This window comes from Hyalangium gracile (assembly GCF_020103725.1).
Taxonomy (GTDB): Bacteria; Myxococcota; Myxococcia; order Myxococcales; family Myxococcaceae; genus Hyalangium; species Hyalangium gracile.
In genome coordinates, this window is record NZ_JAHXBG010000054.1 from 1 (window position 1) to 5,623 (window position 5,623).

2 protein-coding genes are annotated in these 5,623 nt (G+C 66.8%); both read left to right on the forward strand.

Going from position 1 to position 5,623, the window contains the following annotated elements:
- Positions 1-654 precede the first annotated feature (654 nt).
- Positions 655-2,670, forward strand: coding sequence for a DUF6765 family protein (locus tag KY572_RS46640; protein ID WP_224250284.1), 2,016 nt, complete (start codon positions 655-657; stop codon positions 2,668-2,670).
- A gap of 93 nt (positions 2,671-2,763) precedes the next feature.
- Positions 2,764-4,041, forward strand: coding sequence for a hypothetical protein (locus tag KY572_RS46645; protein WP_224250285.1), 1,278 nt, complete (start codon positions 2,764-2,766; stop codon positions 4,039-4,041).
- The last annotated feature ends 1,582 nt before the right edge of the window (positions 4,042-5,623 follow it).

Here is a 5,623-nt window from a genome sequence, read left to right on the forward strand (position 1 = left end):
CTTCGAGAAGCTCCAGCGCGAGCAGGCCTACCAGGCGCGCCAGGCCAGCAGCTCCGCGCAGCGAGAGCACAAGCGCATCGAGCGCAACCGCACCCTGGCGGGGTGGAGCCACTCGCGCAACAAGCGGCGCTGAGACGGACGTTTCCCGGCGGCGGGCGGTCGGGAGTAGGTCATCCCACCGCCCGCCTGCCGGGAGGCAGTGCCTGCCTGGACGGATATGCGCGTCGTGAGTCGCGGCGTTTCCGTCCAGAATGGCGCGGGCATGTCGAGCACTTCGCGCCTTCTCCAGTGGCTGGATGGCTTTCTCTCGGAGACGCTGCGCCAGGCGCCGCTCGAGGTGCTGGGGCGTGCCCGCGTCCTGGCGGGCGCAACTCTCATCTTGGAAACGAGCGTTGCGGAAGGGCGCCGCGCGGCCCAAGCCGGGCGCGGCGATGGTCGCCGTCCTGGCGCTTCTGGTCATTCCCGCGGCCAGTGAAGACGAGCTGGATGCGCGCGACAACAGTTCGTGAGGGTGAGGTGCCGAAAACCCGGTGGCTGTGTCGTCCACGGCTACCTCGCCCCACTCACGGTGAGGCGTGACAGTGCGGCCTTTGCTTGGCTTTTCTGGTTGGAAATCTGAATATCCAGCGGAAAACCTTCTCGTGAGGGGCCGCGATGGACATCGATTTCCACTACCACGCCACATATGTCGCTGCCCGCTTCGCCGGGTACTCGGAGAGGGAGGCGCTGATCATCGCCACGGCGGCGCAGATGATCGACGAGAACGGCATCGGCGTGCTCGCCGAGCAGATCTCCGTGCACCGCTCGGATGACGCGAAGAACATCCTCTACCAGTACAAGCCGCTGCCGACCTTCTCCTCGCCGGGGGACATCTTCTCCGCGACGGTGAAGAAGCACACGCAGGACCGGCTGGCGTCCGTCTGGTCGGTGTTCCACTTCCTGCCGGGCAACTTCGAGCTGCCGAGCACGGTGCCCGCGCGCTTTCGCAGCGAGCGCTGGTCCAGGCGGGACTACGTGACGACGAAGAGCACCCCGCAGGCGCCGGCCCTCTTCAAGTGGCTGTGTCGGCCCCACAGCCCGCTGGCCATGCACCTGGTCAACAACTGCCGGGACATGGTGCACCAGCCGGGGGGCGTGGTGGCGCGCGAGCGGCTCGAGCCCTACTTCGTCGGCGTGACGATGCACGTGTTCGCGGACACCTGGGCCCACCAGGACTTCACCGGGCCGGCGGAGCAGGCGGTGAACGACGCGCGCGGCGAGACGCACTTCGCCTCCACGCCTCGGAGCAGGGCCTTCCCCCAGGGCGTGCCCCCGGAGAACACGGACTTCCTCAAGCTCGACTGGCAGCAGGCCTCCTGGAGCTTCAACCTCTTTGGCACCAAGGACTATGCCCCGCGGGGCGCGGACGCCTCGTATACGGGCCATGGCCGCGTGGGGCACTGGCCGGACCACAGCGCGCTCATCTGGAAGTACTTCCCGGCGTGGAAGGGCGGCCAGGCGCTCATCCGCAACAACCCCTTCCACTACGCGGACGCCTTCGCGCACCTGGTGAGCGCGATGATCGCCATCCGCACCAACCGCCCGTACCAGCCCTTCGCCCTCGACTCCCGCGGGCTCTCGCGGCTGTGCGCCCAGACGGGAGGCCAGGGCGCCCCGAAGATGACGCTGGAGTCGCTGCGCGTCGTCAACAAGCTGCTGCAGCAGGAGCGCGCCGCCCTGCCGCGAGAGACGACCTGGTTCAACGGGATGATCGACGACAAGTGGGACCAGGCGATCGCGGTGCACGGCCGCGCCTGGCGCGAGGCCATGCCGGGGCTGCTCGGTCTCGGGGGCCACACCGCCGACTGGTACCCGGGCCGCAGCGAGTGGATCGCCAAGGCGCGGCTGAAGCTCAAGAAGGGCTCCACCCCCTCCATCGACGAGCGCGATCTGGCGGCCCTGGACTTCTTCAAGTTCAACTACGCGGCCAAGCTCCACTACCGCACCGTGAAGGAGCAGCTCCTGGCCTGGGGCCAGCGGCTCATCGGCGAGTGGAATGACGGCAGCGCCTACGTGGAGGACTTCGACGCGCTGAGGCTGCAGCGCGAGCCCTGGCGCGAGAAGATCCGCCGGGTGCTCACCGCGTGCATCGGCACGACGCAGAAGCAGTACCGCCAGCAGGGGCTGGCGCTGCTGCTGCAGGAGCTCGACGAGGCCAGGGCGGAGGGAGACATCACCACCCGGCTCCAGCTTGCGCTCACGGACGCGGGCGAGTCCGTGTACGGGCTCCAGCACCGGGATGGCGGCAACACGGTGAAGCAGCTCCAGAAGCTGCTGCAGGAGCTGGGGGCCTCGGGCAGCGTGCTGGCGGCGCTGACGCGCTACATCCAGATGCCCTCCGTGGAGGAGTGGAAGGAGGACCTGAGCTACGAGCGCTTCGCGCGGCGCGCCTCGGATCCGGTGCTGGTGCGGATCGACAACGGGCTGGCGACCTTCCACAAGGCGGAAAGCACGGACGGGCGGTTCGACGCGGCCAAGGCGCTGAAGAAGGCGTGCGACGACTGGCTCGCGGGCGGGTACACCACGAAGGAGACGTCTCGGCGGCCGGCGGTGAAGGGGCTCCGGGAGGCGGCGGCGGCCTGGGTGGCCCAGGAGACGGAGGCGCGGGCCCGGCGCGAGCACGGCCGCTGAGCCGCCTCGCGGGGACACGGAATCAGCGGTAGAATGACGCGTTCGCGACCTGGGGGCGTCATTGGCGTCCTCCGTCACTCCGGGAGCCAGGGCATGCCCAAGCGCAAGCGCGAAGAGCTCGAAGAAGACGCGTACTCGTTGGAGACGATCTCGCTGCTGTTCATCCCCTTCGATGCGTCCCCTCGGAAGTTCTACCAGAAGAACTCCGAGATCGGCGTGAAGGGCCTGGAGGGCTTCTTCAACGAGAAGGGGCAGCCGGTGGACAGCCGCCGCAACGAGCTCGTCCCGGGGAGCAAGTTCAAGAGCTTCCAGGCGAAGGCCGACTTCGTGACGAACCTGTCCAGGATCGTGCGACAGGAGTGCGAGCTCATCCGGAACATCCACAGCCCGGACTCGGACTACGAGTCGAAGCTCTCCTCGCTATTGGAGGGCAACGCCCAGCAGGATCGCTACCGGGACTGGAGCGAGCGGAAGAAGAAGCGGGTCGAGCAGGTGCTTCGAGGGTACAAGCACTACCCCACGCTGCTCTTCCTCTCGGAGAACCCCACGGGGGAGCCGTTTCCGAAGCGGATCGACACGGGCACGCCGAACCTGGGGTACGTGAAGAAGGCCGCCATCGACAAGCAGCAGGTGAAGTCGGTCAGGGCCGTCAACGAGATGGCGGTGTACCTCCGGGAGGACATCGCCTCGCGGCTCGGCGGCCCGAGCGACGATGCGTTGTTCCTGGAGACGGAGGTGCTCGTCCGGGACACCAAGGGCCTGAAAGTGAAGGCGAAGGACGAGTACATCCTCAAGGTGAGGATGGGCAAGCAGTACGGCCACTCCTGCACGGTAGCGGGAGTCCACCTCCGGGCCTCGCTCGTCGGCTCGAGCAAGGAGGCCCGCCGCGAGGAGCGGGAGGCGCTGGAGCGCTTCTGCGCGCAGCATGGCATCCAGCTCCTGGTGGGGGACTTCAACATGGACCTCCAGGAGTCCATCCAGGGGAGCCGGGGCATCTACTTCGACACCTCGCAGGAGTCCCAACCGCGGTTCGCGCTGCCCCGGGACTCCACGGTGGCCATTCCCTTCTACATCCAGCAGTTCTCGAACTCGGCTGGGAATGAGCACTTCATGGGGTATTTCAAGGCGGACACGGAGAAGCTCGAGCTCTCCGGAGTGAGCATGTACGGGCTGATGGGCGCCAGCGGCTCGAGGCACTTGAAGGAGGAGGGCCAGTACTACTCGGATCATCCGTCCATCTACCTCGCGGTGAAGTCCACGCAGCTGACCGAGGAGGCGCGCAACAGGATCCTCCAGCGCCGCATCTTCAAGGTGCTGTACCCCAAGGGCACCCACATCCGAGGCAGACTGCCCCCGCCTTCGTCCACCTGAGGAGGCGGCCCATATCGGGGCTCGCCAGAGCAGCCCCAGCGCCTGCTGGAGGCAGCGGGAATCGAACCCGCATCAAGGCGGAAGCAAAACCCCAAGCAGGTCGCGCTGTTACCGGCTAACGCCTTGATCTCACTTCGGATCGTTCTCCCGCCCCGTCCCATCTCGTTCCGTCTCGTCCCGTTGGTATCCCCGCTGGAGGGGTAGAGTCGACGGGAGGCGCGGTGCCGCTCGGGCTCGTCGGCGCCTGCTGCGAGGGTTCGCTTTCGCTCGCCCTCTCGCCGAGTCTCACCCACGGTCCGTTTCCTCCACGCCGCTCATCGAACCGGACGTGCAGATTTCCTGCATCCGGCTCTCGGACAGGTCTCACGCGATGCGTGTCGGCGCACAGGTGCGCGCGGCTCCTTCTGCGTGCACCTCCTGGCTCCACCTTGGCCTTCGCGTCCAGCTCCGCTCGGAGATCTTCGAGCTTTGTAAGGGTTGTAGGCTCACGCCAATCTCCCGCTGCGTTCTCTCCTTGCGAAGCCTCCTGAACCAGGGCCCCTTCCCTCCACGGTCGTTACCCGCTTCATCGGTACTACGAGCCCCTCCGACTCCTGGTCCTCGCCACGCCCCAAGGGCGTGTTCGGGTCGCTATCCCACTTGGTCCAGGTCTCCCGTGTTGCGCACCTCACCGTGTGCTCACATGCCGCGCCCCACTACCCCGGTGGAATACCCAGCGATGCTTCGTCGACCTTCTCGCCGGGCGCTTGGCCTTCCCTGTATGTGCGCCAGGTCGGCTCCCACGATTGCCCTTTCGGGGCCTGCTCGGGCTTCACTCACGTTGCGGCCTACAAGCTCGCTCGACCTCCTTTCGAGGCCTTCTGTCTCTGGGCTTCGAGTCCGGGAGTCTCCTCCCGTCCCCGCCAGATAGCTACCGAGGGGGTCGACTTCCTCCTCGGGCGGGACTTCCACCCGCTGGTCAAGTGCACCTTCACGGCGCACGCACACTGAGGGCACATGCGCGCGTGCTTGAGGTGTGGAGGCAGGCTTAAGGGTTGTTGGCGTACGTGAAGGGAGTAGGAGGGGTCAGAGCGATTCTGGAGCACCTGGGGTTGCCCCCGGCGAGTGCGCACCTGGCCCCTGCGCGAGGGCCGCATAAGAGCGCGTGGTGTTGAAGCGCAAGCCGCCACAGCCAGCCAATAGAGCCAGGCCCCTGCCGCGCTCCTCCTGGGAAAGCGGCTGGGCTGGGCAGGCGTGTGTCTGCTGGAGATGAAAGGCTTCTGCACCGGCTCGGCGTGCTGCTCATGGGCTCCCCGTCAGCGTCCCTCACCTCCCGCTCTGCTCCCGCCCGCTATTCCCAAGAGGGCTCCTGTCCTTCCTATGCTTCCCTAGTGGAGCCGGGCGACGTCCACGCCCAGTTAGCTCGGAGAGGCGCGAACGTGTCGGTGTAAGCCCCTGTGTAGACGGCAGTGAGGATCCGACGGAATTTGACGGTTGTGTCGAGAGCGGGCTGGCCGCCGGAAAAAATCGAGTCCCTCGGCTGGAATCCAGCCCTCGCTCACGCTTTCTCCACCCTGCTGTCTCAGTCCACTGTTCCCCTCGT

Bases quoted from the DNA above. Each gene is read 5' to 3' on its own strand.
- KY572_RS46645 (WP_224250285.1), top strand. From the start codon at position 2,764: ATGCCCAAGCGCAAGCGCGAAGAGCTCGAAGAAGACGCGTACTCGTTG.
- KY572_RS46640 (WP_224250284.1), top strand. From the start codon at position 655: ATGGACATCGATTTCCACTACCACGCCACATATGTCGCTGCCCGCTTC.